A 22,926-nucleotide genomic window follows, 5' to 3' on the forward strand; every position below is an offset into this window, starting at 1 on the left:
GTACCATCGGCATTAAACCTGAAATTCGAGGCAGACACAAAGCCTAGACCGCTACGGGTTGCACCCGTTGATTGCGAAAATTGAAGAAGCTTTACGAATATTGTCATTAATGGTATCTGCTTTTACCACTTGTATTTGCTTGATAACAGGGAGGATATAGGTTTTAACTGTGCATTTAAAATCCCACCAAAGCAACAGCTAAGCGCTTAGAAAAATACTGGTTTCATAATGCAAAATTTCAATGCGATAAAAGTAGATTTGATCTAAGGCGAAATCCATCTTTAAAAAGAATGATTTATTTCTCTTCAAAAAATCATTAAAAAAGATGATAAACCCCAAGCATCCTGAATACTTATTTTGTAATAGAATTATTAAGATGTAAAATGCTTAAAAAACATTCTTATCAGTTGTTTTGTTGTGTGGCTATTGCTGGCTTTTGGCACAGCCCGGTGGCGCTAAAGATAGCCTGCTGTTACAGTTGAATACGGCCAAAGAAGATACTGCGAAAATCAGGCTGCTGCTGAAAGTGCAAAACGTATATGCTAATAAAAACTATGATAGTTTTTACTACTACCTCAGCCAGGCCGAGGCGCTTTCGCAAAAATTGAGAACAGACTGGTTTGACTTTTACATTAATGCGGGCTACTCCGAATATTATTATTACAACAATGATTATAAAAAAGCAATAGCTTATGCACAAGCCGGCAGGGATGTAGCCGAAAAACAAAACGATTTAAAATTGCTGGCTAAAAGTTATAACAATCTTGCTGCCGTTTATAATCGCTTTGGCAATCATAAGTATGCTATCAACTGTATCCTAAAATGCCTGGACATTTCTGAGAAAACAAAAGACAGCATAAGCTTCCCGGTACGTAATCTTACAGCTTCGGTTACTTATTACAACCTGCTACAGTTTGACAAGGCAATTGTTTATGCTAAAAAAGCTTACGAATTTGGTAAGCTTTTTAAAAATGACTTTGCCATAGCCATGGGCTTAAATAATTTATCAGCCAGTTACTCCCAATTAAACAGGTTGGACAGCGCTATAATAATAAGCGAGCAGCAGCTTGCATTTGCAAAGGAACAGGAAGATGCGGTCAATACCGGTTATGCGCTTATCAATCTTTGCTATGACCATTTCAGGATGGGAAATAATGCGGCTTTAGCAAGCTATGCAGATGAACTTACATACTATAACAGATCGCTGCCCGATAGCCAGATCATCGGCTCGATACGTAATGCCTTTGCATTAAACCTCATTAGCCAGCGTAGGTACGATGCTGCAAAAATTCAATTGGATAGTGGCATCAATATATCCCTGTATATGAACAATGCCGATGCATTAGAGAATCTATACCAAACGGGGGCTATCTTATTCTATTTGCAGGGGAAAATAAAGGAGGGTAGCTATTATGCCTTTAAATATGATTCCATTATTCGTGCCGCTAACATTAAGGAGTTAAATTTTTATACGGAGGAGCTGGAAACAAAATATCAAACCACGAAAAAAGAAAACCAGATAAAACTGCACCAGGCCCAGCTTAAGCAACAATCGGCATTGAATTATTTTTTGCTGGCTTGTGCCGCAGGCTTGCTTATGATCTCAGTACTTACATATAGAAACTATAAGCATAGGAAAAAATTGCAGCAGGCAAAAATAGATGAGCTGGAAACAGAAAAATTGCTCACTGCCACAGAAGCAGTACTAAAAGGAGAAGAGCAGGAACGCAGCAGGTTGGCCAAAGATCTGCACGACGGATTAGGCGGTATGCTTAGTGGCATCAAACACTCGTTAAGCAGTATGAAAGAAAATTTAATTATGACGCCTGATAATGCACAGGCATTTGAACGAAGTATTGATCTACTCAATTCTTCTATCACCGAAATGAGGAGAGTGGCACACAATATGATGCCCGAAACCCTGGTGAAGTATGGATTAGATACCGCATTAAAGGATTTTTGCGCGGAGATAACCGGCAGCGGTGCAGCAAAAGTAAACTACCAGTCTATTGATATGAATGCAACAGCTATCAGTCAAACAGCATCGGTATCTGTTTACCGGGTTGCACAGGAGCTGGTAAACAATGCTATTAAGCATGGCAATGCCAGCGAAGTGCTGGTGCAGCTTCATTTACATCAACAGGAAAAACTACTGGCACTAACAGTGGAGGACAATGGTCGTGGTTTTGACGTAAATTCGTTGGAGGTGTCGAAAGGAATAGGATGGAAAAATATTCAAAGCCGCGTAGATTTCCTGAAAGGAAAATTAGATATACAATCTGCGCAGGGAAAGGGAACATCTGTAATGATTGAAATAAATACCTGATGGCAGTAAATTTATTTATAGTTGACGACCATTATATGGTAATAGAGGGCATACGTTCCTTATTACAAAATGAAAGCAATATTGTATGGCTGGGGCATGCTGCCAATGCCGCATCCTGCCTTAGTTTTTAAAGCAGCAGCAGCCGGATGTAATATTGATGGATGTGAACCTGCCTGACAAAAATGGCACCGAGCTTTGTAAAGATGTAAGGCAGCTATACCCATCAGTGTTCGTGCTTGGGTTAAGTACGTTTCATCAACAGGCCGTTATCCGTAATATGATGGATAACGGAGCTTCAGGGTATTTGCTAAAAAATGCAACAAAGCAGGAGTTATTAACCGCTATATCTACTGTAATAACAGGTAGAACCTACCTGAGTATTGAAGCATCTGTTTCGTTGAGGGAGTCTGCGGATAAGGTCTCTTTAATAACAAGAAGAGAAAGAGAGGTTTTACAACTGATTGCCGATGGACTTACTAATTCGGCGATAGCAGAAAAACTTTTATCAGCATACCAACCGTTAATACCCATAGAAAAAGCCTACTTTCTAAATTCAACGTAAGCAACACTGCCGGCTTAATAAAACTCGCAGTTCAACACAATCTGGTCTAGCGCAGCTACACATTAACCTGGTTGCTTTCAAATTTCATTTTGTCAGTATGACATTCAGGTGTTCGTTCACTATGTATTGGGGCATAAAAAAGCAACCCGAAGGGTTGCCTTGTTTCGTTGGGTTTATAATATATTATTGAGCAAACTCTCCGTCAGCTTTAATACGCACTACATCGCTCACCATTCCGTCGGGAAATTTCTCACCTACTTTAAAGTCTGAACGTTTGATGCTACCTGTAACCTGGAAGGCAGTTGTTTCTTTTTTGCTCATTGGGTTCTGTGTTTTGCCCTTGTACAAAAGGTCCACTACTACTGACTTGGTAACGCCATGAAGCGTTAAATCTCCAGTCAATTTGTAAGCATCTTTTCCAGCTTTTTTAATACCTGTACTTTTGAAAGAAATTTCAGGGAATTTTTCTGCATCAAAGAAATCAGCGCTTTTCAGGTGATTGTCTCTTGCTTCAATTCTTGTGTCTACTGATGCTGTTTTTGCAGACAGGGTAACTACTGCATCACTTAAATCAGGTTTGGCTGATTCCACAGATACGGTAAAATCTTTAAAGAATCCGGAAACATCATTGATACCCAGGTGTGTAACGGTAAATCCTAATTGGGAGTGAGCCGGATCGTTTTTCCACAAATTATTAAACGTAAAAGCCGAGAGGCCTAAAAATGCTGCTGCAATAAATAAGTAGCGCTTCATGTATAAATTAATTTTTGATATGAAACGCGAAGCTAAATCGCTTTGATTTTCCGGCACTTAATGTAGATTAAGAATGTCATTTTTTTACAGAAAAAGTTTGCAACAGGCTTTTTAAAAGGTATGAAATTTTGTTTTGTATTTGACAGGCTGTGCAGCAAATAAAAGCCAAAACCGCTATCTTTACTGCTTAAATTGTCCTGTTTAGGATTAAAAACCCGCTAAACAAATGACGCTGCTTCAGCCCTCATAAATGACTCAATATGGATCGCTATTGGAAATGGTTAATAGGAGATAAGGATCAGTTTTCCTTAGAAGCAAGGGTATTTAATGCAACCTGCATTGCGTTGATCATCTGCGTCTTATTGTATACACCTATTTCTTACTTTATGCTTACGATGGAGCTCTACCTTATTTTGGTTGTAGTAGCTTTTTTAGTAAGTATATTGTACTATTTATCCCGCTTTAAAGGCCTTTCAAAGGTAAGCGCCACACTTTTTCAGATAGCCCTGAATATAGCACTGGTGGTGAACTATTATTACAATTCGGGTATTGATGGTCCCAACCATATTATATTCCTGGTTGCTTTTTTCATTTCTGCGGCTACAGCTCCCATGAAGCAATACTATATATGGTTGCCTCTTAATATTTTGCTGCTCTCGGGATCATGATCATAGAGTATCAAAATCCAGGCTTTATTGAATTAACCTATAGTGATATCACCAGCCGGTTTATTGATATTTTTTCTTCTTATTTCGGGATTGTAATATTCATATTTATTGTTACGATGTTCGTGAGAAAATCTTACAACCGGCAGCGGGAAGAGCTCATTGCAAAATCTATTGCATTGGAAGAGGCCAATAGTACCAAGAACAAATTACTCTCTATTTTAGGTCACGACCTGAAAGAGCCCCTGGCTTCTTTACAAGGTTATCTTGAGCTCCTGATCGATTTCGATCTGGATGAAAAAGAGCGAAAAGAAATGAAGGCGCAATTGCTTACGATGACGCGTAACACTTCATTTATGCTTTCCAATATATTGGCCTGGACGCGTACCCAGGAACAGCGTCTTCGCGCAGACCTTCAAATACTTTTTGTTAAAGATGCTTTGGCTAATGTGGTAGAGCTAACCAGGAATATTAGCCTGAAAAAGAAATATCCTTTCGTATAGACCTGCCTCAGCAGCTCAGCGTAAAAGCAGACGCACAGATGCTGGCATTGATTATTCGTAACCTGTTAATGAATGCAATAAAATTTACGCGCAAGGGTGGTAATATTTGGATAACGGCGGCTATTGCAGGGGATCGTTGTAACATAATGGTGAAAGACGATGGTATAGGCATTCCCGAAACAATACAGCCTGGTATTTTCAGAATGGAGTCTGGTTCAAGAAGAGGCACAGAATCTGAAAAAGGAACGGGATTGGGCTTAATGCTTTGCCAGGAGTTTGCTGAAAAGATGGGAGGAACACTCAATTTTACCAGCCAGGCAGATAAGGGAACGGTGTTTTCACTAACACTTCCGGCGGCACAAATGCCTGTTGCTTCTATTAAAAAAATTGCGGAGTAAATGATAAGACGCTGGAACTATCAAACTAATTGCAACATTCGCTCTTTTATATTTTTGCCCGGGACCACAGCTATTTTTCTTATTACTACATTTATCTTTTAAAAAGGATAAACTAATAAGCAAAGGTTGAGAACTATACCGGTTAATAAAAAGTACATGGCATTTTATGATCTTTCAAAAGACGAAAGAGCTGCTTTATCAGCTACTATAAAGAAGAATCTCAGTAACGCGCTTTCTTCATCGCTTGTAGCAGGCATTATTGGTTATTTTTCTGACGAAGATACCTATATACGCAAAGCGGCGTACCTGGCCATAGGGCGTATTTATTTTGAGCAGGCATATTTACAGGCTTCTATTATTAATTCGTTGAACACTTTATTAGAAAAAGAAGATTTCAAGATCAGGCAAACGGTGATCAATGCCGCCGGCGAAATAGGCAAGCAGGATTTCGATAGTGTACAACACTTTTTCGACAAAGGTTTGTTTGATGCGCATCACTCACCCAGAAATGCCGTTATAGGATCGATCAAAAAGATGGGAGAGGTAAATCCGGAGTCTGTTTTAGCCTGGACAAAAAATACCTGCATCACGATGATAAAGAAATAAGGCGTGAAATATGTCATGGTATTGAATTGAGAGGCAGAAAACATCCGCAGGATATTTTACCCTTATTGAAAGAGCTGCAATATGATGCTACAGCCAGGGTAAGAAATACGCTGGTTCACGTAATAGGCCAGATCGCTTATAAAAAGATTGTTTAGCCACCGTAGTAGACCATCTTAAAAACTGGGATAACCAGCAATTGGTAGCCGAGGTGCTCGAAGAGATCATTGATGTTCATCACCGCTATCGCAATTTTGCAGTACTAACACAGGAAGAAGCACGACAGTATATTATCGAACATTTTAATGATCAGCTAAATGCAAAAGAATAACTACTTTGTAATAACCGGAGGGCCCGGCGTTGGGAAAACCACTTTATTAACAGAACTTGGGAATAGAGGATTTACCATTATTGCAGAAGACGCCAGGCGCATTATACAGGAACAGGTGGCTGCAAATGGCGAAGGGTTACCCTGGAGCAATAAAGAACGTTATGCGCAATTGATGCTGGAAGCCAGCACGAAGTCGTACAAGGCCGCTCAAAAAATAAAGCAGCAGGCAAAAGCAGTGTTCTTTGATCGTGGATTGATAGATGCTGTTTGCTATATGATAATGGAAAGCATGCCTGTCTCAGAAGAGATCAATAACCGGGTAGCTGCTTGCCCCTACTCATCTCCCGTATTTATATTGCCTCCGTGGAGAGAAATTTACCAAACAGATAAGGAGCGTAAACAAAAATGGGCGGAAGCAGTAAGAACTTATGAGGATATGAAACAAACTTATATCAGTTACGGGTACGAGGTTACCGATGTGCCTAAAGATACGGTGGCTAGCCGGGCAGATTTTGTTTTAAAGCTGATTGACCGAATGTCGTGATCACTTTTTAAAAGTTAGTGCACATTACTTCTAAAGATGTACACTAAAATTCAATTTTTAATACCAGTAAGTGCGAAATCACGCCATTGTAATTGTCTGAAAGCGACCTGGCCTGATACTCTATTGGCTCATACCATACAACACCGCAATAATAATGATGGCAATAATGATGGCCACCACAATTTTGGAGGTCGATAAAGGTTTATTACCACTAATCGCACCCGTTTGCCCATTGATAATAAAATGATAGCTTTTTCCTTTAAACAAATACTGGCAAAGCCAAATCGGCAATATCACCTGCTTAAAGGTTTCGCTGGCGTAGCGGGTTTGCACGCTAAGGTCTTTATAAGTATCATCCGCCAGGTGTTGTGCAGCTTCTCTGTGAACACGGTCGTTGATCTCGCTACGGGCCGCGTCAAATGTGTCCTGCAGCGCTTTGTCAAACGCCTGGGCGTGCCACCCCAGTAAATATTCAGGATTAAACAACTCCACCTGTTGCAGGTTGAAAGGATAGATCTTATTGATCTGCTCCTGGGTAATTCTTTTATTTCCACAAATCAGTATATCATCAAAAAAGCGTTCAAAAGAACCCTCACGCCAATACCAGCGGGTGCGCTGCACGCTTTGTGTTACTTCTTTACCATTTTCATCCCGGGTACGGATCGTTTCGTAATAATAAGTTCCCGCATAACCCTCCCATTGATTATAGGTATGGCAATCGAAGGTAAAGAACGGAACATAATGTCCTTCCAGCTTATCGGTCAGCGATAGCTCTTTTAAACTGCTGTCGTTCCAGAAACCTTTGCCGATCCATTGTTTAAAAACATCTAATGCTTCCTGCCTGGATAGCTGGAAAGGTAATATACCCGTAGGTGTGATGGTGCGGGTTTTATAAGCTTCAGGATTTAAAACATTATTGCCGCAGTTGCGGCACTCAAAAAAAGCAATATCAGCCCCAGCCTGTGTTTCCTGGCCACATTTACTGCATTTATAGGTAACCGTGGTCACCGGCTCCAGCGGGATAGCTGCAGCATCCTTAAATATCTGGATATTATTTTCTTCTACAACCTGGCTGCTTTTTTCAATAGGGAACTGTGCGCCACAATGCAGGCACTTTAACGCATTTTTATCTGCATCAAAATTCAGTTCCGAATTGCAATTAGGGCAAGGGTGCTCTTTTAAAACCTGCATACTATAACCTGCTCAGCAATTCTGTTTTTTTAGTATTAAATTCTTCTTCGGTAAGAATGCCCTGCGCTTTTAACTCACCTAATTGCTTCAAGGTTTCCAATATGGCAGTCTTACTTTCTGCTGCATTGGCTGGTTGAGCAGGCTGTGGTTGAGTAGCCTGTCCCATCAGGTTGTTTAAGAGTACGCCGGCTCCCAGTCCGCCCATACTACCTGCTGCGTCATTATCCGCTAATTTCTCCAATGCAATACCTCCCTGCATCTGGTTAAAGTCATTTAGGTTACCCTTCAATATATTCAGCTGCGTTTTTTATCCAGCATCTTTTCTACTTCTTCCGGCAGCGATACATTTTCAATAAAGAATTTTTCAAGTGCTATACCGTAGCTGTCTAATTCTTTTTGAAAAGCCGGTTTTACTTTTTCGCCAATGGCATGAAAATTAGCCGCCAGATCTAAAGCTGTAACATTGGCCTGGGCCAACGCTTCTGCAAATTTGCTGGATACAATGCCCTGTAAGGTTTCTTCCACGGCATCCACCCGCACAAAAGGATTGGTACCGGCAAATTCGGTGATGAATAATTTAGCATCTACAATACTAATAGCAAAATTGCCGAAAGACCTTATACGTACCTGGCCGAACTCCGGATCCCGCATTAGCACAGGGCCTGAAGTACCCCATTTCAGGTCAGTAAACTGGCGGGTATTGATAAAATATATGTCAACCTTAAAAGGGCTGTTAAATCCATATTTCCATGATTTAAGCGTAGTAATCACTGGCATATTGCTGGTAGTTAGCGTATGCAAGCCTGGATTATACACATCACCAAACTCTCCTTCGTTCATCAGCACGGCTACCTGGCTTTCCCGTACGGTTAATTTAGCACCGCTCTTAATATTGTTGCCTTTATCCTGGAATTTCCAGATGATGGTATTGTCTGAAGTATCCACCCATTCAATTACTTCAATCAGTTCGTTCTTAATAAAGTCGAATAAGCCCATTACTATTTTTTTAGAATACCAAATTAAGATTTAGCCCGTGAATTATTGATTATTTTTTTGTTTTAGAGATAGCTTAACCATCTGTTATTACGGTGTGCCGCTTTGTAAACACCATACCACTTACACAGGGGGTACAATACAAGGATCGCCAATATCCATACTCCATAAACAACAGGGAGGAAAAAAGCCTTGAATTCCTGAGGCCGCCCAAAGTTGAAGCCAAAAGCTAAATCGCCGACAGAAAAGCCACTAGCCAGTATTACTAATATTAGTGCAGCGTGTATCAGGTACCAGTGTACCAGGTAAAAAAATAAAGGCACTTTACCATAAACAGCTAGTATTCCTGAAAATCTATTCCGGCTATTGGTAAACAAAGCCAGCAGCAGAAACATAAAGCCCAGGAATAATAATGTATATTGAAGAGAAGGAGGGTACTTATTAACGTTAAGAAACGAAATAAAGGTAAAAGCGCTGCTCTTTTGATAGGACCAGGGTGTACCATCTCCATATATATTGATCGCTCTTAGAAAAAGAAAGGCTGCTATTAGTATAAGCCCTGTCCTGACGCAAATTCGTCGCACAGAGACGGCCTCTTTTAAAAATATCCTGGCCGAGCCAAAGCCTATCAGCATAATAGCCAGCCACGGTAAAGGTGGATAACCATAGATCAGGCTATGCTTGTCGCTAAGCGGTACAAATGCAGGCTGAAAAAGAGCGTTCAGTATTGCGGCAACTACATTTTGTTGGGATAACGCTAATAAAGGCAATATGCCTGAAAACACCATCACCACAATGCCTGTGGCTAATAGGGTAGTGCTGCGCAGCTTTAATAAAAGAGATAATACAATAAAGCCAAATCCAATAGCAAAGATCACCTGTATGAGAATAACGCTGAAGTGTATGTCGAACCAGATACCAAAATTGACCAGTGTTAATTCCAGTACAATGAGCCATATACCCCTGCTTAAAAGAAATAGACGGTGCTCTTTGGTACTGTTTTTTTATTTTGAAGGGACAGCCATGTAGAGGTTCCTGACAGGAAAACAAAAACGGGCGCACAAAGGTGGGTGACCCACCTTGTAAAAAATAGAGGTATAGTGGTAGTTGCCAGATCGGTAGGTTGTTGGGTAAGCGCCGTTTCGTGAAACAGGTCCCGGGTATGATCGAGCACCATAATTACCATTACCAGGCCTCTCAGGATGTCAATGGAGGGGATGCGTTTAGCCATACACCAAAATACAACTATTTATAAACAGATCGTTTTATGTACCTTCAATAAGCGATTACAACCATCCAAAAAATCATGTATTATGGCCGATAATAAAACAAAAGCTACTGCAGAAGATGTAGCCGCATTTATCGAAAAAAGCGACCCAAAAAAGGTGGAGGATAGTTTTAAACTAATAGAGATCATGGAACGATTGTCTGGCGAGAAGGCAACCATGTGGGGGCCATCCATTGTTGGCTTTGGCAAATACCATTATAAATATGCAAGCGGTCATGAAGGGGATATGTGCCGTATAGGATTTTCACCACGTAAGGCCCAGTTCTCCTTATATATTTTAAGCTGCGATAGCCCGGTTCAAAGTAAACTGGTCGATCAGCTAGGCAAAATAAAAAAGCAGTGGCTTGTATTTATTTTAAGAAGCTGGATGATCTGAACCTGGAAGTGTTGGAGAAAATGATCCTGCAATCTTTAAAAGAAACAAAGGAGTTGTGGGGCTGATAACCTTAATTTGCAGTCATGGGTGAGATTAAAAAAGAACAGGCGGAACCATTTATTTTCAGGATGGCTACAGCAGCCGACGCCGATAGTATCTGGGAAATATTGCAACAAGCCATTGAACGTCGCCGGCGGGATGGTAGCAAGCAATGGCAGGATGGTTACCCGAACCCAGACACGGCGCAGGAGGATATTGAAAAGGGCTGGGGTTTTGTGCTTACGGAGGAGGGTGCTATAATTGCCTTCTGCGCGCTAATAGTAAATGACGAACCTGCTTACGATAATATTGACGGCGCCTGGTTAACCAACGGTGATTTCCTGGTAGTACATCGTGTGGCCGTATCGGATAAAGTAGCAGGAAAAGGAATAGCTACCCATTTATTTAAAGCGATAGAACAATATGCTATCACTCAAAATATCCCCAGCATTAAGGTAGATACCAATTTTGATAACCCGGCAATGCTGAAGATATTGGAAAAGCTGCAATATACTTATTGCGGTGAAGTGATGTTACGCGGTGCACCCAGGAAGGCATTTGAAAAGGTATTGGGATAACTAAGATTAAATAGACTGTCGCGTTGTTTTAAGAACGACATGTAATAATGATAAATGTGCAAATTCGTAAGTGCTTCTCTTTTCATTTCATGAATAAGATCGAGTGTATTGTTTTTCACAATAATTCCGGTGATCTCACAAGATATTTTGCGGTAAGAAATTTTCTTAGGTGAAGGAAAGAATCCTTCTTCTTTAATTATATTAAGTATTTTCTCATTCAAGGCTCTGAAATCTTCTTTGGAGGAAAAGGTCAAATCATCAAGGTAGCAAGTAAATGTGAGATTGTTTGTTCGGGCAAAATCATGAAGTCTGCGCGCGACATTCTGCAGTACGAGGTTTGCAATGATGCAGGATGTGGGCGCGCCTTGAGGAAGCTTCCCCTCGACAGTAGTTAATGGGGTTACAATCCTAGCTATATCGTGCGGTAATCCAAATTTCACCAGCGAACCATATACCTGTCTGTGACTGATATTGGGAAAGAAATTTTTGAGATCCACTTTTAAAAAGTAAACATTATTGCAATGCCGAAATGCATTTTGTATATGATTTCTGCCTCTTATCGATCCGTACATATAATCAGGGAAAGCTGATTGAGCCGTAATAAATTCATGGATCGTCTTCTGAATCCGATCAAGAGGGTAGGTTGGTATTCTTAGATTTCTTTTCCTGATGCTGCCATTTTTATCTAATTGCGGCTTTCCATATTTGGTTTTATCTACTTCTTTTTCCTTGTAGTGTTTTGCAATGTTCTTTATAATGTACCAGATATGCTTTTCTGTAAATTTTAGGGTGTTGTATAATGCAGCTTTAGTACTGATCATAAAATTGATAGGGCTCAGACCATTCTCTTGATAATTGTCAAGGTTGTTGCAAACCATTGTTGTACCTTGATGAAACGCCACGGACTTTTATTCTTTTTTAGCCGACGAGTCTTCTTCAATGTTCTGGAAATCTTTTCCAGTTGGAGATGTTCTAATGGAGATAGCTCTTTTTCAAACTTTCTTTGAAGAGACTTTAAGCACATACATAAAGCCCTAGTTTTTAATTGCTTCATGAGATTGATTTTGGTGATGACAATATTGTCCCATGATCAATATGGCCAGTCGCCCATTGCAATAAGCTAACTCTCCTTTTCAAACCCTATCATTCTAATTTGGCGCGCCGCCCCATGCGGGCGCACCCAACCAGCGTAATTACGCTTCAAATACTGGGTCGATCTTCAAAGAACAGAGCTAATTTACTAATGTCTGTAGGTAGAATAACCTGCAGTTGTCAACAATTATTAAACATTATTAGTGATGTTGAACTCATGATAATAATTTCACCTTGCTTAATATCTGCTTCGATTCTATAACCTGTACGCCTCTATGTTTTTGCCTGCCATAATGCAGCATCAACATAGCCAGCTTATGTACCGGCAGGGGCTCCAGTTTTTTAAGCAATCCTAGCTTATTAAAAAAGTGCAATACCGATTCGCTTATTTTTTCACCGGCCCGGTCGGTACCCGGTCTCGATAACAAGCCCGGCCTCAACAGTGTTAAACTTTCAAAGCTCAAAGCTAGAATGGCTTGCTCAAGTTCACCCTTCATGCGGGAATAAAAGACCAATGATTTGGGATTCGCCATACCCGCTGATACTAAAACAAAGGCAGGAACAGCATTCAGACTTGCAGCCCGCGCGAAAGCCAGCTGGTATTCATAATCTACTTTGTATTGCGCCTCTTTACTTCCCGCCGCCTTCAAAGTAGTGCCCAGGCAGGAAAATGCCATATCTCCTCTAACCAGATCCTGCCATTGCCGGGGGTTGTCAAAGTTGATTACCTGCACCTGTAGCTTCGCATGATGCAGCGATAGCGGTTTTCTTACCAACGCAATTACTTCTGTAATGCTTTCATCCCGCAATAATACTTGCAATAGTTCTTTACCGGTAGCGCCCGTAGCGCCAATTAATACTGCTTTCATTAAATAGCTGGTAGAAATTTTCAGGCCAAAATTAATACAGGGATCAACGTCAGAGCATAATAACTACAACTCGCTAAAAAAGCATTGATCCGGCTTTCCAGTTCGGTATTACCAGTGGCTATATTATTATGATCGCGACCGGGGTAAATAAACAATGTCACACGGTCGCCAACGCCCTGCTTCTTCATTTCATTAAATGGCAATTCGGCCTGCGATGCCGGTGTAATACGATCGTTTTGTGCAGCGTGAAGCTGGGCCTTCGTAAGCCGCTTACAGAAATAAAAAGGAGAAGAGGCAATCAGGCGCTGTCTTGTTGCAGCGATGGTGATATGGCCATTAATAAGACCATCCAGGAATTGTGCCTTATAAGTAGGGTCATTATACAGTTGGGCCGTCAGGCCTATAAAATCCGAATTAAAAGCAACAGGCGCTACCCGTTTAAAACGCTGGTCGCGTATGCCGGTTAATAATGCCACAGTACCGCCGCGACTGCCACCCCTGATCATCGCCCGGCTGGTATCCGCCTGTTGAAACAGGTAACCCACTGCGTTCAGGCAGGCGATCACATCGTCCGTAGCACCATCAAAAGCATCGAATCTCGATCCTCCGGACAAAGCCGACTTGAGTATTTTACCGTCCACCTCCAGGCTTACATATTGTCCTCTCATCGATGGTATTACATATATAAACGGCAGGTCTTCCCGGGTAACTTAACTTTTACCGAATTGACGGGATCTTCATCAATGCCAAATCCACCGGCATAAAACAACAGCGGCACGCGTTGATCAGTTGCCGGCGCTAACACGGCCGCGTACTCTTTAATATCTCTAACCTGAACGAAATAATATAGGCTGATAATTTCGGATTGACGGCTTGGGTTTCTTCTATCCTGATATCCTGCGGCGCCAGGTTTCGTTGCGACCAGGTTTGTTCCACTGCATTGATCTCAGCGGCAGTGGGCGGCGCAAACAAAGATGCTTTATCTATTCCTTTAAGCACATCTTTCTTCTTACAGGCAAACCAGCTCAACATCAAAAGCAGCAAGGCTGTACAACGATAAGCATTCATTCTGGGAATGTTTCGCGAAATTATTTCCCGCCTTTTAAAGTAATCGTTTAAATTTCACTAATTAACAAAAGATCAACAGGGCCATTTTGAAGGGAAAATCCCGGAGTGCTGCGCATTTAGCCAATCTCTTTATTTCATTATTGAATGCTATGTTTTACTCCACACCCAATACCCGCTCTATCTCCGAATGGTATTCTTTAAATGCGTCCAGATCGTTATGCGCTCCACCTGGAATGGTAATAAATGTCTTGTCAGCACAATCTGCCTGCTCAAACAATTGCTGTCCTAAACCGTAAGGCACTACTTTATCAGCCGTGCCGTGAAACACTGTTAGAGGGCAATTAAGCTTTTCAATACTTTGGCTACTGTTGAATTGAAACCTTAGAAAATACTTTACAGGTATAATGGGGAACCGGGCTTGTGCAACATCCATCATAGTAGTAAAAGGAGATTCCAGTATAAGCCGTTGCGGTTTATTTTCAGCTGCTACCAGGGTAGCAAAATGAGTTCTAAAGACCGCCCATATACGATGATATGGTCTTCGGGAAACTGCTTTTGCAACTCTTTGTAAAAAAAGCGGGCATCGTTTTGCAGGTTTACTTCAGACAGTTCTCCAGTGCTTTTACCATAGCTCCTGTAATCCATCACCAGCACATTATAGTTATATTGTGTGAATGCTGAAGCAATCGTTCCCCACCGCTTTAAACTACCCTTGTTACCATGAAAATAAAGGATAACGCCTTTAGGTTGGGCTACTGTAAAATAAAGCGCATTCAGCATCGCACCATCGGCTCTTTGAAAATGCAGCTCTTTGAAAGCGCGGTCAAAAGAGAACTGATAAGAAGCTTCCAGCTTCTCTGGCCTGAAAATCAACTTTTGCTGAAACATAACTAGTCCCATCATAACTACAATATAGATGCCCGACAAACCATACAATATTTTTTTATGCGATGCCTCATCGTCTGTGATCTTCTCTATAGCTACTGCCTTCGAGGTTAACAGGTGTTTCTTTATAATGAATAATTTCTTCGAGCATTTTATGATAAGGTGGGAAATTATTCAGATTCTTATGTCCGCCGCCAATGACGGTATATAGCCTTGTCCTGTCCGGATTGATACGCGAAAGCTTTACCGATGAAGCCAGCGGGATAAGCTTATCATTAGTGCCATGTATGATAAAAATGGGACACTTTACATATTTGATCCATTTATAAGTAGGCAAAGGAAAACGCATGGCTAACGATAACGGCATAAAAGGCACAAATTGAGCGGCTACTTGTTTAAGGCTATAATAAGGCGACTCCAGGATGAGCATACGGGGATGATTTACCGAAGCCAGTTTGGTGGCAAAACCCGAACCTAGGGATCTGCCATATAAGATGATATATTTCTCTTCTACTTTTCCCTTAAGCTCATTATAGATCATTTGCAGATCCTGCTGAATGCCTTTTTGAGAACGCCTACCTGTACTTTTTCCAAAGCCCCTGTAATCGAACATGATCACATCATAACCATGCCGGGTAAAATCAACGGCAAACTTGCCCCAGCCTTTAATACTTTTGGAATTGCCCTTCAGATAAAGTACCACACCTTTCGGATGGCTGGCTTTAAAGTGCAGGCCATTCACTATAGCGCCATCGTGGGTTTCCAGGTTGTACTCATCTACCTGCTGATTCTCGTAAAAGAACTGGAAGTTTTTGGGTAACTTTTCGGGCTTAAATAAAAAATACTCCTGCAGGTAATAAATAGCTATGCTGATGCCGGTATAAACAGCCAGTATAATTAATATGGTTATTCCCCAGGCAGGCATGCAAGTATTTTGTACTTACAAGATACTAATGTTTATGGTAAATGGACATCTTTGAAAAAACATTAAGGAGTTAAGAATATTAAGACGTCATGTATCCTGATGTATTAATGATTTAAAAAATATTGTCAAAAACTATTTTCAAAAATTGCTAAAAATTAATACCTTAACATATCGATAAAAACCATTGCGCTTTTTTATGCGTCAATCATTTATCATTAAATTTGAGTAAAGAATAATCTAAAGGCTATGTTAGAACATTTGATTGAAAAAGAGGAGATCACTAATTACACGATCATCCCGGCTGAGGAAGACAGATCGGCGTTTTGGAAAGAAAAGCTGGAATATGCGGTACGACTCGGAAACGAGTTTAAAAGCAAAACAAGTATCACTTTTAATACCAGCGACGGACCGCGCACTGTTCACACTACCGTTTGGTCGCTTACAGAAAATTACATTGCGTTAAAGGCAGGAACTTTAATTCCTTTAAAAAGCCTGATCGACGTACATTTTTAAATGCATAAAAAAGCTGGTTAAAACCAGCTTTTTCTTTTTCTGCTTCCACCGCTAAGGCCAATAGCGCCCAGCAGGGAGCGCACAATAGTATTACCGGCAGTACGCGCCACACTTTTTACAATAGGGTTATCAAAAAAGCCCTTTTCCTGTTTTTGCGCTTTGGCCTCTTCTTTCTGCTGTGCTATCTCTTCTTTTTGATTGGCCGCAGCTTCGAGCTTTTGGGTTAGTATTTCGTAAGCACTATTCGAATCAATCACCTCATTATAATGCCTGGCTATTTTAGAGCTGTCAACTATGGCATTTAATTCAGTATCCGTTAATACATCCATACGGCTTTGAGGCGCACGCAACATACAATGCACCAATGGTGTGGGTATACCTTTTTCGTTGAGCATTGTAATTAAAGCCTCACCAATACCCACCTGTGTCAGCAATTCGTCTGTTTTGTAGAACTCGCTCTCGGGATAGTTTTCTGCTGTTTGCTTGATCACCTTCCTGTCTGCCGCCGTAAAAGCGCGTAATGCATGTTGCACTTTTAAACCGAGCTGCGACAAAACCGAAGCCGGTACATCCATCGGGTTTTGGGTACAGAAATAAATGCCGATACCCTTGGAACGTATGAGCTTTACAATGGTTTCTATCTGCTTTAAGAGCGCTTCGCTGGCTTCATTGAAAATTAAATGGGCCTCGTCAATAAAGAGCACCAGCTTAGGCTGATCCATATCTCCTTCTTCGGGACTGGATGCATATAACTCGGCCAATAATTGCAGCATAAACGTAGAGAACAGCTTAGGGCGATCCTGCAAATCGGTTACCCGCACAATCGAGATCATACCACGCCCGTCATTACTCACACGCATCAGGTCTTCCACATCAAAGCTTCTTTCTCCAAAGAAAAGATCAGCGCCCTGCTGTTGCAGCTCTATTACTTTTCTTAAGATGGTTCCGGTTGAGGTGGTAGATACCTTACCATAATCTTTTTCCAGCTCAGCCTTTCCCTCATCACTCACAAACTGCAGTACTTTAATAAAATCTTTCAGGTCCAAAAGCGGCAGCTTGTTATCATCGCAATATTTGAAGATCATGGCTACCAGGCCACTTTGCGTATCGTTAAGGTCGAGTATCTTGGACAGTAGTATGGGACCAAATTCACTTACTGTAGCACGTAGCCTTGTACCTTTTTCGTTGCTTAACGTGAGAAATTCGGTTGGATAAGCTGCCGGCTTAAACTCCACGCCCAGCTGCTGGCAGCGGCTCTCGATTTTTCGTTAGTGCTACCTGCGGCCCCAATACCACTCAAATCCCCTTTTATATCCATCAATACTACAGGTATGCTCGCATCACTTAATCCCTCGGCCAATACCTGCAGGGTTTTGGTTTTACCGGTTCCCGTAGCACCCGCAATTAAACCGTGCCTGTTGAGCGTTTTAAAGGGAATGAACACATCTGCACCTTCTACCACCTGGCCATCCAGCATGGCACGACCTATTTTAAACTTTTCTCCCTTAAAGGAGTAGCCATTATTTACTGCTTCAAGAAACCCGGATGTATTGGACATAGATTTTTATTTGAATATAGTTTTGTTTATCAAAAGTAAATATTCCGCGCTATGATTATACCAGATTTTTAATGGCATGATTTTTACATCTTTAACAAAACATTCATGCACTTATTATTTATGTATTAAAACCATTAACTTTATTTGTGTTAGAAAATATTAAAAACGAATACAATGGAAGCAAATAAACCACATATTTTATTATGCGAAGATGATCCTAATCTTGGGAACGTCTTAAAGAACTATTTAGAGCTGAACGATTATGATGTGACACTTGAAAGAGACGGAAGGCTGGGTTTGGCTGCATTCCAGAGAGAAAAATTTGATCTTTGCCTGTTAGATGTAATGATGCCGCATATGGACGGCTTTACACTGGCTGAAGAAATACGCGATATTGATGCAGATGTGCCCCTGTTCTTCCTGAGCGCGAAAACCATGAAGGAAGACATCATACAGGGTTATAAACTGGGGGCTGATGATTATATCACCAAGCCTTTTGACAGCGAGGTATTATTGCTGAAGATAAAAGCTATTTTAAAGCGCAATGAAGAATTGAACAAGGAAAGCGAGAATAAAGAATATAATTTATCCAGCTATCATTTCAATCCAAAGCTGCGTCAGCTGATCCAGGGTGATAATACACAAACGCTTTCTCCCAAAGAAAATGAGTTGTTGAAAATGCTGGCCGAGCATTTAAATGACCTGTTGCCGCGTGAGCAGGCCTTGAAAAAAATATGGGGCAGCGATACTTATTTTAATGGTCGTAGTATGGACGTGTATATCGCCAAGCTGCGTAAATACCTGAAAGAAGATGACAAGATCGAGATCGTGAATATTCACGGCAATGGTTTTAGGTTGGTAGTGCAGCCTTAAGTCAGTCAAAAGATATAATTAAACAATTAGGCCACGGTTTAAACCGTGGCCTGACGTTTTTTGGGGGTCTATATTAGTACACCAATGTTGAGTGTTTTTTATGGTCTTAGCTCAATCCGGTAAGTAGGCAAAAACTCATTAACAAATGGCTTCAACGAGCGGCTAATGTTGTCTGTAAAAAGTTGATGAGAAGTCCCTGTGGTTTCTGCAATAGCTTCATATAGGTTAGGATCTGAGCCTCATGTACAGGTAAAATATGTTCTATTGCTTTTAGTTCTACAACAATGCAATCATCCACCAACAGGTCCAGGCGCAATTCTGTGTCCATAAGTATATTAGCATAAAGCACTGGTACTGCTATCTGCTGCTGTACGGCATAGCCATTTTGCAATAATTCATATTTTAAGCATCTTTCATAAACGCTTTCCAGCAAACCCGGCCCAAGGGCTTTATGAACTTTTATCGCATAGCCGGCTATTTCATAAGATAGTTGAGTGACTTGTTTTTTAGTCATGGGTGTATATTTCAAGGTTACATTATCAAAGTTAGCAAACCGAAAGTATTTAAATATCTGTTTTAAAACCATGAAGAAATGAAGGCCCATTAAGGCTTAACTGTCCTTAACTTCTTCATGGCTCACTTATTACAGCTTCTTCCATTCAAACGGCGTCCTTTCTAACCATTAAGAGATGAAGGTTCATTAAGGCTCGACTACCCTTAACTCATTCATAGCCCACTTATGGCAGTATCTTCCATCTAAACGGCGCTCCTTTAAACCATTAAGACTTAACTATCCTTAAATCCTTCATGGTTTTAAAAATTCAACTCTAAACTGCTACCACCTCTATTGGGCTTTTTTCCTAAATGCTCATACGCTTTATGGGTAACCTCCCGGCCACGGGGTGTACGTTGCATAAAGCCCTCCTGAATCAGGAATGGCTCATATACTTCTTCCAATGTACCAGGCTCTTCGCCTACTGCTGTGGCGATAGTAGTAATACCTACCGGTCCACCTTTGAACTTATCTATAATAGCCAGAAGGATACGGTTGTCCATATCATCCAATCCATATTCATCTACATTTAACGCCTTTAACGCATGTTGGGTAATGCCGAGATCTATTTCTCCATCGTTCAAAACCTGTGCAAAATCGCGCACCCGGCGCAGCAAGCCATTGGCAATACGAGGTGTAGCCCGGCTGCGTTTGGCTATTTCTTTGGCAGCATCGTTGGATATAACGGTACCTAAAATTTTGGCGGCGCGCAACACAATTTTAGTCAATGTTTCGGCAGAATAGTATTCCAGTCTCGATTTGATCGCAAACCTGGAAAGTAGCGGAGCGGTTAACAAACCACTACGGGTAGTAGCACCAATTAACGTAAAAGGGTTAAGCGAAAGCTGTATGCTACGCGCGTTCGGACCACTATCTATTAATATATCCAGGCGATAATCTTCCATTGCAGCGTACAGGTACTCTTCTACTACTGTGCTAAGCCGGTGTATCTCATCAATAAACAATACATCATTCGGTTCCAGCGAGGTTAATAAACCTGCAAGGTCACCCGGCTTCTCAATTACCGGTCCGCTGGTTTCCTTGATATTTACACCCAGCTCATTAGCCACAATACGCGACAAGGTAGTTTTACCTAAACCCGGAGGGCCATGAAATAATACATGGTCCAGCGCCTCTCCCCTGATCTTGGCTGCGCGTATAAATATGGTGAGGTTTTCAATAAGCTGTGGCTGCCCGGCAAACTCTTTAATCTGCCCTGGCCGGATAGTATTCTCAAACTCACGTTCAGTGGCATTCAGCCCCTGTTTCTCCCTGTTTAAATTTGGATTGCTCATTGTACTTCAAAGATAAATACGAATATCTGAACCGTAACTTATAGGCTACATTAAAAAACCGCCTCTTTGCAGAAGCGGTTACATTTATGGGTTAGTAGTATAGCCTTTTATTTCACAGCCACTTTCAGGTCTACCCTCCTGTTTTGTGCTTTACACTCATCTGTATCATTTGCCGCGCAAACAGGGAATTCAGGACCGTAGCCTTCTGCTTCGACTATTTGCTTCGCTTCAGCACCTGCTTTCACCATTTCCTGGGAAACAATTTTGGCACGTTCTGCTGATACTTTTTTATTAATTGCAGCATCACCCGTATTATCCGTATAGCCGCCTAATTTAATAGCTGCCTTAGGGAAATTCTTAAGAATAGAGGCGATGTTTAGTATTTGTGCCGCAGACTCAGCAGTTAAAACCGATTTACCGGTTTCAAAATATACGCGGTCTAATACTACCCAGTTGGCAGATTTATTTACCGTATCTACAGCAAATGCCGCGTCGCTCAACATATGGTACAGCCTGGCTTCTGTGCTGTTTTCACCTACTGTTAATATGGTGCCATCTGCCAGTTTGATTTCTGTATTGTTACCTACATTGTAGATATAATTACCGGTTGCTGTATCTAATGTTCCGCTGGTAGTTGTTGCAGGAACCAATGCAGCAGCAGTATCCAGCGGGGCCGTTGCAACGGTATCAGCACCCGTAGTACCTGTTCCCTTATTACATCCTTTGCCCATTAGCCACCAAAGCAGGAATGCCAATGCAGCCAACAGTAATAATGGGAGCAACCATTTTAATCCACCACCGCTTTTTTCCGCTTGCTGCTCAGCATAATTATACGTAGCTGTAGATGCCGCCTGTACATCGTCAACAGTTTCGCGTGCCGTACTTCCTAAAGAACCAAGTCCCAACATAGAAGCCAGCGAGCCCAACCCAGACGGCAATGCACTTAAAATATTCGATTTCTGTGTATTTAAAAAACCGGAGAAGCCACTGGTATCCAGGTTGTTTTCTGTTGCCTGTTTTCCCAATAAACCCATGATCAGCGGTGTAACCATGCTGATCAAAGAATTGGAAGAGGATGATTTTACTCCGGCAAAACCGGATATCGCATCAATAACAGCAATTGACTGTCCACCGAAGATTCTATTAAACCAACCGGTACCCTGCGCCTGCAAATCAGCATTACCGAAAAAGAGCTAAGGTTGCCTAACAGGCCTGATGCATTGGCTTCTTTAGCGGCATTCAGCAATTGCCCTGCGTCCGTTTCTGACTGGGTTCCTTTCGCCACTACACCGCCTAAAATGGAAGGTATCAACCCTGAAAGCGCTTTTGAAATGCCGCTGTCACTTTCGCCGAGCAATGCGCTGGCTCTGGAGATCAGATCAGGAGAAACATAGTTCTTTACAAGATCTACGATGTTGATTGACATAATTGTGTTTTTAATTGTTGAAAATTTTTGGTTTAAAAAATATTAGGTGCGAAATTATAAGCCAATATCTTACAGATCTCAAAATCTAGCTGTAACAACCTCATTTCTCGCTAAAGGCAGCAATTATATCGCCCAATAATCCTGATAACTAAAGATTACATACTATTTTAAAACCGATTGATCATATGGCGGGCGGGGCTTGGGGTCTTATCAGCAAAATCATTTAGTACAAAAGTATTCCTAAATTACAATAAAATATTCACCGAAAACGAAACTGATTTTCGGCAGGCTGATAGGCAGTTGTTAAATCGTATCAAAATTGTAACAGCGATAGAATATTTGTATATTACCCTGATTAATTCAATGATATGAGAAAAACCGCACTCAACACTGTTACCGCTATCGCTTTGTTGCTGTCGACTGTATTATTTTCTGCCTTTTCTACCGAGGATCCTAAACCTGGCAACAAGCCCCTTGCCGGCATCTGGGAAATGCAGATCAATAACCGGCCCACCGGAATTTTAAAGATATTAGGTACTGGTGGCGATCTTAGTAATGTGAGGCTAACACCGTTGGGCTTTGTGAAAACGCTTTGGGGATCCTACGAAATACAATCTGACTCTACTTACATTGAAAAGGTAGAAGAGCATGAAAACGCTATATTAAACAAAAAAATGTTGTACTAAAGTATAAAATGGACAATCCCAATGTGCTTACGA

Annotated in this window: 31 protein-coding genes and 2 pseudogenes; 15 read left to right on the plus strand and 18 right to left on the minus strand. The window is 41.3% G+C overall.

The annotated features are described in order from the left end of the window. Positions 1–436: 436 nt before the first annotated feature. The 3 genes and pseudogenes from MKP07_RS05090 (at position 437) to MKP07_RS05095 (ending at position 2,938) form a co-directional block, all read left to right on the plus strand. Positions 437–2,326, plus strand: a complete 1,890-nt coding sequence (locus tag MKP07_RS05090; RefSeq protein ID WP_240845487.1) for a tetratricopeptide repeat-containing sensor histidine kinase — start codon at positions 437–439, stop codon at positions 2,324–2,326. Continuing rightward, positions 2,326–2,457 (plus strand): helix-turn-helix domain-containing protein, encoded by a 132-nt coding sequence (locus MKP07_RS37695; protein ID WP_262919150.1) that lies wholly within the window; start codon positions 2,326–2,328, stop codon positions 2,455–2,457. The genes MKP07_RS05090 and MKP07_RS37695 overlap by 1 nt, the downstream gene beginning before the upstream one ends. Before the next feature lie 26 nt (positions 2,458–2,483). Then, positions 2,484–2,938 (plus strand): annotated as a pseudogene (locus tag MKP07_RS05095) (LuxR C-terminal-related transcriptional regulator). A gap of 133 nt (positions 2,939–3,071) precedes the next feature. Here the strand turns inward: MKP07_RS05095 and MKP07_RS05100 are convergent. Further along, positions 3,072–3,641, minus strand: coding sequence for a YceI family protein (locus MKP07_RS05100; RefSeq protein WP_240845489.1), 570 nt, complete (start codon positions 3,639–3,641; stop codon positions 3,072–3,074). A 260-nt stretch (positions 3,642–3,901) separates the two neighbouring features. Here MKP07_RS05100 and MKP07_RS05105 point away from each other — a divergent pair, with 260 nt between their 5' ends. The 7 genes from MKP07_RS05105 to MKP07_RS05125 all read left to right on the plus strand — a co-directional run bounded on the left by MKP07_RS05105 (position 3,902) and on the right by MKP07_RS05125 (position 6,685). Next, entirely contained in the window at positions 3,902–4,309 is a 408-nt protein-coding gene (locus tag MKP07_RS05105) for a hypothetical protein (protein ID WP_240845491.1), read from the plus strand. After that, on the plus strand, positions 4,306–4,809 hold the full coding sequence (locus MKP07_RS05110; protein WP_240845493.1) for a sensor histidine kinase: 504 nt from the start codon (positions 4,306–4,308) through the stop codon (positions 4,807–4,809). The genes MKP07_RS05105 and MKP07_RS05110 overlap by 4 nt, the downstream gene beginning before the upstream one ends. A 38-nt stretch (positions 4,810–4,847) precedes the next feature. After that, the gene (locus MKP07_RS05115; RefSeq protein ID WP_240845495.1) at positions 4,848–5,207 is read left to right on the plus strand and encodes a sensor histidine kinase; all 360 of its coding nucleotides are present in this window, start codon (positions 4,848–4,850) and stop codon (positions 5,205–5,207) included. A gap of 156 nt (positions 5,208–5,363) precedes the next feature. After that, positions 5,364–5,813 (plus strand): HEAT repeat domain-containing protein, encoded by a 450-nt coding sequence (locus MKP07_RS05120; protein ID WP_240845497.1) that lies wholly within the window; start codon positions 5,364–5,366, stop codon positions 5,811–5,813. Between the two features lie 26 nt (positions 5,814–5,839). Further along, positions 5,840–5,968 (plus strand): hypothetical protein, encoded by a 129-nt coding sequence (locus tag MKP07_RS37700; RefSeq protein ID WP_262919151.1) that lies wholly within the window; start codon positions 5,840–5,842, stop codon positions 5,966–5,968. 41 nt (positions 5,969–6,009) lie between these two features. After that, positions 6,010–6,141 carry a hypothetical protein gene (locus MKP07_RS37705; protein WP_262919152.1) on the plus strand — a complete coding sequence of 44 codons (132 nt, stop codon included), beginning with the start codon at positions 6,010–6,012 and terminating at the stop codon, positions 6,139–6,141. Then, the gene (locus MKP07_RS05125) at positions 6,128–6,685 is read left to right on the plus strand and encodes an AAA family ATPase (protein WP_240845499.1); all 558 of its coding nucleotides are present in this window, start codon (positions 6,128–6,130) and stop codon (positions 6,683–6,685) included. Before MKP07_RS37705 ends, MKP07_RS05125 begins: the two co-directional genes overlap by 14 nt. Before the next feature lie 120 nt (positions 6,686–6,805). On the opposite strand, the gene MKP07_RS05130 is transcribed toward MKP07_RS05125, so the two are convergent. From MKP07_RS05130 to MKP07_RS05150, 5 genes are all read right to left on the minus strand, one after another. Further along, positions 6,806–7,876, minus strand: coding sequence for a hypothetical protein (locus tag MKP07_RS05130; protein ID WP_240845501.1), 1,071 nt, complete (start codon positions 7,874–7,876; stop codon positions 6,806–6,808). A gap of 1 nt (position 7,877) precedes the next feature. Then, entirely contained in the window at positions 7,878–8,165 is a 288-nt protein-coding gene (locus tag MKP07_RS05135; RefSeq protein WP_240845503.1) for an SHOCT domain-containing protein, read from the minus strand. Positions 8,166–8,170: 5 nt separating this feature from the next. Further along, complete coding sequence (locus MKP07_RS05140) at positions 8,171–8,872, minus strand: SPFH domain-containing protein (RefSeq protein ID WP_240845505.1); 702 nt, start codon at positions 8,870–8,872, stop codon at positions 8,171–8,173. A gap of 62 nt (positions 8,873–8,934) precedes the next feature. Beyond that, positions 8,935–9,747 (minus strand): hypothetical protein, encoded by an 813-nt coding sequence (locus MKP07_RS05145; protein WP_240845507.1) that lies wholly within the window; start codon positions 9,745–9,747, stop codon positions 8,935–8,937. A gap of 89 nt (positions 9,748–9,836) precedes the next feature. Next, complete coding sequence (locus tag MKP07_RS05150; RefSeq protein ID WP_240845509.1) at positions 9,837–10,100, minus strand: DUF1624 domain-containing protein; 264 nt, start codon at positions 10,098–10,100, stop codon at positions 9,837–9,839. Between the two features lie 82 nt (positions 10,101–10,182). Between MKP07_RS05150 and MKP07_RS05155 the strand changes: the two genes are divergently transcribed. Together MKP07_RS05155 and MKP07_RS05160 are read left to right on the plus strand one after the other, a co-directional pair. Next, entirely contained in the window at positions 10,183–10,533 is a 351-nt protein-coding gene (locus tag MKP07_RS05155) for a DUF1801 domain-containing protein (RefSeq protein ID WP_240845511.1), read from the plus strand. An 83-nt stretch (positions 10,534–10,616) separates the two neighbouring features. Then, positions 10,617–11,150 (plus strand): GNAT family N-acetyltransferase, encoded by a 534-nt coding sequence (locus tag MKP07_RS05160; protein ID WP_240845513.1) that lies wholly within the window; start codon positions 10,617–10,619, stop codon positions 11,148–11,150. Here MKP07_RS05160 and MKP07_RS05165 read toward each other — a convergent pair. The 7 genes from MKP07_RS05165 to MKP07_RS05195 all read right to left on the minus strand — a co-directional run bounded on the left by MKP07_RS05165 (position 11,087) and on the right by MKP07_RS05195 (position 15,989). Beyond that, positions 11,087–12,052 carry a reverse transcriptase family protein gene (locus MKP07_RS05165; protein ID WP_240845515.1) on the minus strand — a complete coding sequence of 322 codons (966 nt, stop codon included), beginning with the start codon at positions 12,050–12,052 and terminating at the stop codon, positions 11,087–11,089. The genes MKP07_RS05160 and MKP07_RS05165 overlap by 64 nt on opposite strands. A gap of 405 nt (positions 12,053–12,457) precedes the next feature. Then, positions 12,458–13,111: an NAD(P)H-binding protein gene (locus tag MKP07_RS05170; protein WP_240845517.1), complete on the minus strand. Its 654-nt coding sequence runs from the start codon at positions 13,109–13,111 to the stop codon at positions 12,458–12,460. Between the two features lie 20 nt (positions 13,112–13,131). Then, entirely contained in the window at positions 13,132–13,779 is a 648-nt protein-coding gene (locus tag MKP07_RS05175; protein ID WP_240845519.1) for an alpha/beta hydrolase family protein, read from the minus strand. 130 nt (positions 13,780–13,909) lie between these two features. After that, a complete protein-coding gene (locus MKP07_RS05180; RefSeq protein WP_240845521.1) occupies positions 13,910–14,179 on the minus strand; it encodes a hypothetical protein in 270 nt (89 codons plus the stop codon). A gap of 154 nt (positions 14,180–14,333) precedes the next feature. Next, a complete protein-coding gene (locus MKP07_RS05185) occupies positions 14,334–14,615 on the minus strand; it encodes a serine aminopeptidase domain-containing protein (protein ID WP_240845523.1) in 282 nt (93 codons plus the stop codon). 50 nt (positions 14,616–14,665) lie between these two features. Further along, entirely contained in the window at positions 14,666–15,106 is a 441-nt protein-coding gene (locus MKP07_RS05190; RefSeq protein WP_240845525.1) for an alpha/beta hydrolase, read from the minus strand. 28 nt (positions 15,107–15,134) lie between these two features. Further along, on the minus strand, positions 15,135–15,989 hold the full coding sequence (locus MKP07_RS05195) for an alpha/beta hydrolase (RefSeq protein ID WP_240845527.1): 855 nt from the start codon (positions 15,987–15,989) through the stop codon (positions 15,135–15,137). Positions 15,990–16,235: 246 nt separating this feature from the next. Between MKP07_RS05195 and MKP07_RS05200 the strand changes: the two genes are divergently transcribed. Further along, positions 16,236–16,502 (plus strand): hypothetical protein, encoded by a 267-nt coding sequence (locus tag MKP07_RS05200; protein ID WP_240845529.1) that lies wholly within the window; start codon positions 16,236–16,238, stop codon positions 16,500–16,502. A 17-nt stretch (positions 16,503–16,519) separates the two neighbouring features. Here MKP07_RS05200 and MKP07_RS05205 read toward each other — a convergent pair. Further along, positions 16,520–18,060, minus strand: a pseudogene (locus tag MKP07_RS05205) (helicase HerA-like domain-containing protein). 174 nt (positions 18,061–18,234) lie between these two features. On the opposite strand from MKP07_RS05205, the gene MKP07_RS05215 reads away from it, so the two are divergent. After that, on the plus strand, positions 18,235–18,933 hold the full coding sequence (locus MKP07_RS05215; RefSeq protein ID WP_240845535.1) for a response regulator transcription factor: 699 nt from the start codon (positions 18,235–18,237) through the stop codon (positions 18,931–18,933). Between the two features lie 151 nt (positions 18,934–19,084). On the opposite strand, the gene MKP07_RS05220 is transcribed toward MKP07_RS05215, so the two are convergent. From MKP07_RS05220 to MKP07_RS05235, 4 genes are all read right to left on the minus strand, one after another. Continuing rightward, the gene (locus tag MKP07_RS05220; protein WP_240845537.1) at positions 19,085–19,447 is read right to left on the minus strand and encodes a GxxExxY protein; all 363 of its coding nucleotides are present in this window, start codon (positions 19,445–19,447) and stop codon (positions 19,085–19,087) included. A 299-nt stretch (positions 19,448–19,746) separates the two neighbouring features. Then, positions 19,747–20,781 (minus strand): Holliday junction branch migration DNA helicase RuvB, encoded by a 1,035-nt coding sequence (gene ruvB, locus MKP07_RS05225; protein WP_240845539.1) that lies wholly within the window; start codon positions 20,779–20,781, stop codon positions 19,747–19,749. 107 nt (positions 20,782–20,888) lie between these two features. Then, positions 20,889–21,953, minus strand: coding sequence for an OmpA family protein (locus MKP07_RS37710; protein WP_262919153.1), 1,065 nt, complete (start codon positions 21,951–21,953; stop codon positions 20,889–20,891). Next, positions 21,863–22,207, minus strand: coding sequence for a DUF937 domain-containing protein (locus MKP07_RS05235; RefSeq protein WP_262919154.1), 345 nt, complete (start codon positions 22,205–22,207; stop codon positions 21,863–21,865). The genes MKP07_RS37710 and MKP07_RS05235 overlap by 91 nt, the downstream gene beginning before the upstream one ends. Positions 22,208–22,575: 368 nt before the next feature. Here MKP07_RS05235 and MKP07_RS05240 point away from each other — a divergent pair, with 368 nt between their 5' ends. After that, the gene (locus MKP07_RS05240; RefSeq protein WP_240845541.1) at positions 22,576–22,893 is read left to right on the plus strand and encodes a DUF4488 domain-containing protein; all 318 of its coding nucleotides are present in this window, start codon (positions 22,576–22,578) and stop codon (positions 22,891–22,893) included. The last annotated feature ends 33 nt before the right edge of the window (positions 22,894–22,926 follow it).

The sequence above is a fragment of the Paraniabella hibiscisoli genome (genome assembly GCF_022512515.1).
Taxonomy (GTDB): Bacteria; Bacteroidota; Bacteroidia; order Chitinophagales; family Chitinophagaceae; genus Niabella; species Niabella hibiscisoli.

Excerpts from the sequence above, each read along its gene's own strand:
- MKP07_RS05160 (WP_240845513.1), top strand. The coding sequence starts at position 10,617 with ATGGGTGAGATTAAAAAAGAACAGGCGGAACCATTTATTTTCAGGATG.
- MKP07_RS05155 (WP_240845511.1), top strand. The coding sequence starts at position 10,183 with ATGGCCGATAATAAAACAAAAGCTACTGCAGAAGATGTAGCCGCATTT.
- ruvB (WP_240845539.1), bottom strand. The coding sequence starts at position 20,781 with ATGAGCAATCCAAATTTAAACAGGGAGAAACAGGGGCTGAATGCCACT.
- MKP07_RS05215 (WP_240845535.1), top strand. The coding sequence starts at position 18,235 with ATGGAAGCAAATAAACCACATATTTTATTATGCGAAGATGATCCTAAT.
- MKP07_RS05200 (WP_240845529.1), top strand. The coding sequence starts at position 16,236 with ATGTTAGAACATTTGATTGAAAAAGAGGAGATCACTAATTACACGATC.
- MKP07_RS37695 (WP_262919150.1), top strand. The coding sequence starts at position 2,326 with ATGGCAGTAAATTTATTTATAGTTGACGACCATTATATGGTAATAGAG.
- MKP07_RS05140 (WP_240845505.1), bottom strand. The coding sequence starts at position 8,872 with ATGGGCTTATTCGACTTTATTAAGAACGAACTGATTGAAGTAATTGAA.
- MKP07_RS05110 (WP_240845493.1), top strand. The coding sequence starts at position 4,306 with ATGATCATAGAGTATCAAAATCCAGGCTTTATTGAATTAACCTATAGT.
- MKP07_RS05100 (WP_240845489.1), bottom strand. The coding sequence starts at position 3,641 with ATGAAGCGCTACTTATTTATTGCAGCAGCATTTTTAGGCCTCTCGGCT.
- MKP07_RS05235 (WP_262919154.1), bottom strand. The coding sequence starts at position 22,207 with ATGTCAATCAACATCGTAGATCTTGTAAAGAACTATGTTTCTCCTGAT.
- MKP07_RS05180 (WP_240845521.1), bottom strand. The coding sequence starts at position 14,179 with ATGAATGCTTATCGTTGTACAGCCTTGCTGCTTTTGATGTTGAGCTGG.
- MKP07_RS05105 (WP_240845491.1), top strand. The coding sequence starts at position 3,902 with ATGGATCGCTATTGGAAATGGTTAATAGGAGATAAGGATCAGTTTTCC.
- MKP07_RS05120 (WP_240845497.1), top strand. The coding sequence starts at position 5,364 with ATGGCATTTTATGATCTTTCAAAAGACGAAAGAGCTGCTTTATCAGCT.
- MKP07_RS05175 (WP_240845519.1), bottom strand. The coding sequence starts at position 13,779 with ATGAGAGGACAATATGTAAGCCTGGAGGTGGACGGTAAAATACTCAAG.
- MKP07_RS05115 (WP_240845495.1), top strand. The coding sequence starts at position 4,848 with ATGCTGGCATTGATTATTCGTAACCTGTTAATGAATGCAATAAAATTT.
- MKP07_RS05170 (WP_240845517.1), bottom strand. The coding sequence starts at position 13,111 with ATGAAAGCAGTATTAATTGGCGCTACGGGCGCTACCGGTAAAGAACTA.
- MKP07_RS05195 (WP_240845527.1), bottom strand. The coding sequence starts at position 15,989 with ATGCCTGCCTGGGGAATAACCATATTAATTATACTGGCTGTTTATACC.
- MKP07_RS05150 (WP_240845509.1), bottom strand. The coding sequence starts at position 10,100 with ATGGCTAAACGCATCCCCTCCATTGACATCCTGAGAGGCCTGGTAATG.
- MKP07_RS05130 (WP_240845501.1), bottom strand. The coding sequence starts at position 7,876 with ATGCAGGTTTTAAAAGAGCACCCTTGCCCTAATTGCAATTCGGAACTG.
- MKP07_RS05240 (WP_240845541.1), top strand. The coding sequence starts at position 22,576 with ATGAGAAAAACCGCACTCAACACTGTTACCGCTATCGCTTTGTTGCTG.
- MKP07_RS05125 (WP_240845499.1), top strand. The coding sequence starts at position 6,128 with ATGCAAAAGAATAACTACTTTGTAATAACCGGAGGGCCCGGCGTTGGG.
- MKP07_RS05185 (WP_240845523.1), bottom strand. The coding sequence starts at position 14,615 with ATGATGGATGTTGCACAAGCCCGGTTCCCCATTATACCTGTAAAGTAT.
- MKP07_RS05220 (WP_240845537.1), bottom strand. The coding sequence starts at position 19,447 with ATGACTAAAAAACAAGTCACTCAACTATCTTATGAAATAGCCGGCTAT.